General features: G+C 65.6%; 3 protein-coding genes. All 3 read right to left on the bottom strand.

Annotated elements, in window-relative coordinates; translation table 11 throughout:
- Positions 1–149 precede the first annotated feature (149 nt).
- The 3 genes from FOC84_RS21350 to FOC84_RS21340 are packed head-to-tail and all read right to left on the bottom strand — an operon-like array spanning position 150 to position 3445.
- Positions 150–1796 carry a TolC family outer membrane protein gene (locus FOC84_RS21350; RefSeq protein ID WP_173146191.1) on the bottom strand — a complete coding sequence of 549 codons (1647 nt, stop codon included), beginning with the start codon at positions 1794–1796 and terminating at the stop codon, positions 150–152.
- Complete coding sequence (locus FOC84_RS21345) at positions 1789–2658, bottom strand: hypothetical protein (RefSeq protein ID WP_173146190.1); 870 nt, start codon at positions 2656–2658, stop codon at positions 1789–1791. The genes FOC84_RS21350 and FOC84_RS21345 overlap by 8 nt, the downstream gene beginning before the upstream one ends.
- Before the next feature lie 16 nt (positions 2659–2674).
- Positions 2675–3445 carry a SapC family protein gene (locus FOC84_RS21340; RefSeq protein WP_173146189.1) on the bottom strand — a complete coding sequence of 257 codons (771 nt, stop codon included), beginning with the start codon at positions 3443–3445 and terminating at the stop codon, positions 2675–2677.
- Positions 3446–3451 lie beyond the last annotated feature (6 nt).

Below are 3451 nucleotides of genomic sequence, written 5' to 3'. Positions count from 1 at the left end.
ATCGTCGCTCGACATTTCTTATGCGGGCGCATGAAACGCCCTGATTTAAACGATTCCGAGCCATCCGGCTGACCGCCGGATGGCCCTGCTGTTGTCTTGCCTGCGTACCACCCCGGCCTGCGTGTCGTGCCGCAAGCCCCCCTCTTGTGCTACAGCATCTGCTGGCTGATCGCCGCGATGTCCGCCGCGTTCAGCGTGCCGGCCGCCTGCTTGAGCTTCAGCCCATCCAGCAAGAAGTTGTACCCAGCCTCGGCCTGTTGACGCTTGGCGTTGTACAGATTGCGCGATGCGTCCAGCACGCTGACGATGTCATTCAGCCCCGCCTGGAAGCCCTCTTCCTTGAGCTTCAGCGCCAGTTCGAACGATTCCACCGAGCTGTTCAGCGCCTTGATCCGATCGATGCCGATCACGATGTTCTGGAACGACGAGAACACCTGGCGCTGCACTTTGCGGCGCGTCAGGCTCAGGTCGGACGAAGCCGCGCTCAGGCGGCTCGCGGCCGCGTGGCTCATGCCATACGTGTAGCCGCCCTGAAAGATCGGCACCGACAGATTCACCGTGAAGCGGGTGTCGGCAACCGTGCTGCCGCCGCCGAACAGGCTGCCGCCGGTTTCGTTGCGGCCGGTGGAAGCGCGCAGATTGACGCTGGGGTAGTAGCCAGCCTTCTGTACCGACACTTCCTTTTCCGCCACCGCCACACCCGCCGAGGCCGCGCGGATCGACCAGTTCTGGTCCAACGCCGTGCGCAGCCAGGTCTGGGGATCGTTGGGCACCGGCAGCGTCATCGGCAGGTCCTTGCGCACCGGACGCAGCTTCAGGTTGCCGTAGCCGACGATCTCCTGCACGGCCTGCTGCTTGTCCAGGTAGTCGTTCCTTGCCAGCAATGTGTTGGCATCCTGGATGTCCAGGCGAGCCTGCACTTCGCTCAGGCCGACGCGGGTTTCCTGGCCGCTGTGAAAGCGCGCCTGCACCAGCTCCTTCTGCTTCTGGGTAGTGCGGCGCTCCGCCTCGGTCAGGTCGATCTGGTCCTGCGCGGCCAGCACGCTGAGATAGGCGGTTGCCGTGCGCAGCATCAGGTCTTGCTGCGCGTAGGCGTAGCTGGCCACTTCCTTGCGCTCGGCCTCCTGCGACTGGCGCCACTTGTGATAAGCGCCCAGCTCGAAGATCGGCTGGTTCAGGGTCAGCGCCCAGCCATTCTCGGCCCAGTTGGCGCGGCCGGTCTGGTAGACGGTGTTTTCGCTGTCGACCACGTTCTGGCGGACGCGGCTGCGATTGACTTCGCCGCTCACGCTGGGCAGAAGGCCCGCGCGCGCGGAGATCACGCCATAGCCCACGGCCTGCAGTTCCTGGTAGGCCCCCTGCATCTGCGGGTCGTTCTGCAGCGCCATCATGTAGATCTGGTCCAGCGTCATGGGATCGGACTGGTCCGGCAGCTGCGCGCCGTTGTACGCCGGCATGTCTTGCGCCAGATACGACGCGGGCGCCGGGAACACGGTGTTCTCGTCGAAGCGCGGCGCGGGCGCGGGCGCGACTTCGTCCATCTGGGCGCTGGGCGTCGTCTTGCCGAAGCCGGAATCCTCCTGGGGCGTGGGCTCCCCCAGCTTGAGCGGGCCGCTTTCGGTTTGCGGCGCCGCAGAAGCCGCCGGCGTCGTCGCAGTGGCTGGCGCGGATGCCGCCGGCGTCGCCGGGCCGCGCGAAGCGCAGCCCGCCATGCTCAATGCGCCCATGACCGCCGCCACCAGCATGCCCTGCCGCGCGAGCGCCGGACGGAAGAAAAACTTGTCGTTATCAGTCATAGTAAACAGTCAAGAATTCATGTCCGTCGCGCGCGGCGCCCGCAGCCAGGCTGTAAAGGCTGCGGGGTTCGTCGGGCAGCAGGAAACCAAGAACATCGCTTTCCGCCAAAGCCAGACTGGCGGCCAGACGCAGAAGATCGGGAATGAACGCCCGCAACGGCAGGTCAGCCCCACGAAAAGTCACCGTGAACGAATCGCGCCGGGTATCGGCCTCGTCCACTTCCAGGAACATGAAGCCCGCCGGATCGGCCTGCCCGCAAGCCTGCGCCACGATGGTTTGCGCGACCTGCCGCAGCACCGGGTTGGCAAGCCTGGCCAGATAAGGTTCCAGGTGCGCATCGAATGCCGCACGGTCTTGCAGATAGCGCATGCGGTAAGCCGTCACCGCCGCCTCGCGCTGCGTCGCCGGATGCCATTTGTAGCCGCAGCCCAGGGGCAGGACGCCGTGCTGGCGCAACGCCTCGGGCGTGGGCATGAACTCCAGGTAGACGCGGTACGTGCCGGCCGCGCCATCGGGCTCGTAGGCGAAGAACATGGCACGCGCGTGCTCCATGTCCTGCGCGACCCGCATCCACAGCGACTGAGGCATGGCGAGCGCGCGCGACAAGGTGGCCAGATCCAGCTGGCGCCAGTTTTCGCGCTGTATGCCCAGCATGAAGCGATTGCCGACCAGGCCCGCGGCCGAGAACTTCATCGACCATTCGACCCCGTCGATCCGCCTATCCTTGAAGACCGCGAGCAGGCGGTCCGCCCAGATCCGCTGCTCCCCCCGCAGCGTATGCAGGGGGATGTGGATCTCGGGTTCGGCGCCGGCTTGGCTGGGGGCCGGGCCGATCGCGGGAGTCAATGTGGCGGTCAGCATGGCCCAGCGGCGGGAATCAGGCCGCGGACTCGACGGGCGCGGCGTCCTGCTGCTGTGCCTTCAGGCGGCGCTGCTCGTCCAGCTGCATCGCCAGGCGCTGGACGTTGCCCAGCGAGGCGCGATGCAGTTCGATCAGGCGCATGATGCCGGCGCGGTGCAGTTCGAGCACGCGGGCGTCATCGATGCCGGCAAACTTCTGCTCGTCCACGACCCAGAAGCCGCTCAGATAGCGGTCGCCGTCGGCCTGCGAAATCGTGATGGTCTTGGCCGTGAGCAAGCCCAGCTCGTTCAGGCGCTGAGCCATGTTCTTGGTCAGTTCCATCTCGCCCTGGAACACCCGCAGGAATTCCATCATCTGCGTCAGGTAACCGGTTTCCTTGCCGTCCTCGAACAAGGCCACGCCATCCGCGGCATTGACGCCGGGATAGGACTCGTCGATGCACACGGCCAGGCGGTCGGCCTCGGCCGTGGTGCCCAGCACGAAGGGATAACGACGGGCAAAAGCGGGCACGTAGGTGTCGGCCTTCCAGGTGCCCAGCTCGGTCACGAACAGATTGGACTTGTCTTCCAGCCCCAGCAGCACGGCCACGTGGAAATTACCGGCGTCGTCACCCACGAACACGATGGGATAGTGGCGGCCGGCATCCGCGAACTCGCTGGCGGCGATGGGCAAAGCATTCGTGTCCTGCGCGAATGCGTAATGATCCGGCTGAATCTGGATCTTGGTGTCCTGGTGCGCCGCCCGATCCAGCGCCACAGCCCGTTCATAAAACACAGTCGCTGACATGCCTCT

Origin of the sequence: Achromobacter pestifer (genome assembly GCF_013267355.1) — a bacterium.
Classification (GTDB): Bacteria; Pseudomonadota; Gammaproteobacteria; order Burkholderiales; family Burkholderiaceae_B; genus Achromobacter; species Achromobacter pestifer_A.
The sequence above is the reverse complement of the archived record's forward strand: the minus strand, read 5'-3'. Positions and strand labels throughout refer to the sequence as shown.

What these genes read in the sequence shown, in the direction of transcription:
- FOC84_RS21340 (WP_173146189.1), bottom strand. Translation starts at nt 3,445, where the DNA reads ATGTCAGCGACTGTGTTTTATGAACGGGCTGTGGCGCTGGATCGGGCG.
- FOC84_RS21350 (WP_173146191.1), bottom strand. Translation starts at nt 1,796, where the DNA reads ATGACTGATAACGACAAGTTTTTCTTCCGTCCGGCGCTCGCGCGGCAG.
- FOC84_RS21345 (WP_173146190.1), bottom strand. Translation starts at nt 2,658, where the DNA reads ATGCTGACCGCCACATTGACTCCCGCGATCGGCCCGGCCCCCAGCCAA.